The 739-nt window shown below is 65.5% G+C and carries 1 protein-coding gene; it reads left to right on the plus strand.

The window, feature by feature from the left end; translation table 11 throughout:
* Positions 1 to 739: LPS-assembly protein LptD (locus BRAS3809_RS26060; RefSeq protein ID WP_035658677.1), on the plus strand; the 739-nt coding region annotated here is incomplete at both ends.

Below are 739 nucleotides of genomic sequence, written 5' to 3' on the forward strand. Positions count from 1 at the left end.
GCTGAACTACCCGGTGTTCGGCGGCGAATTCAGCTACAAGACGAATTTCGTCAATCTGACCCGCGAGCAGGCGGTGTTCGATCCGGTGACGACGACAGCCAACACCAATGGCCTGTGCACCACGACGTCGGCTGACCCGCTGGCCCGACTGCCGACGCAGTGCCTGCTGCGCGCCATGCCGGGCACCTACACCAGGCTGACCGCGCAGGCGGAGTGGCGGCGGTCATACACCGACCCGTTCGGCCAGATCTGGACGCCGTTCGCGATCCTGCGCGCCGACGCGATCAACGCCAACGTGACGGCCCAGCCGGGCGTCGGCAACTTCCTGCCGACCGGCGACACCCAGGCGCTGCGCCTGATGCCGACCGTCGGCCTGGAATACCGCTATCCGTTCATCAACGTCCAGCCGTGGGGAACCACGACGATCGAGCCGATCGCCCAGGTCATCATCCGGCCGAACGAAACCTATGCCGGCCGGCTGCCGAACGAGGACGCCCAGAGCATGGTGTTCGACGCCAGCAACCTGTTCAGCGTCGACAAATTCTCCGGCTACGACCGCGTCGAAGGCGGCGGCCGCGCCAATGTCGGTGTTCAGGCGACCACGCAGTTCGACCGCGGCGGCACCATCAACGTGCTGTTCGGCCAGTCCTACCACCTGTTCGGCCTCAACTCGTTCGCCGTTCAGGACATGAACAACACCGGCATCGGCTCCGGCCTGGACAAGAACGTCTCGGACTAC

It is taken from the genome of Bradyrhizobium sp. STM 3809, assembly GCF_000239795.1.
GTDB lineage: Bacteria > Pseudomonadota > Alphaproteobacteria > Rhizobiales > Xanthobacteraceae > Bradyrhizobium.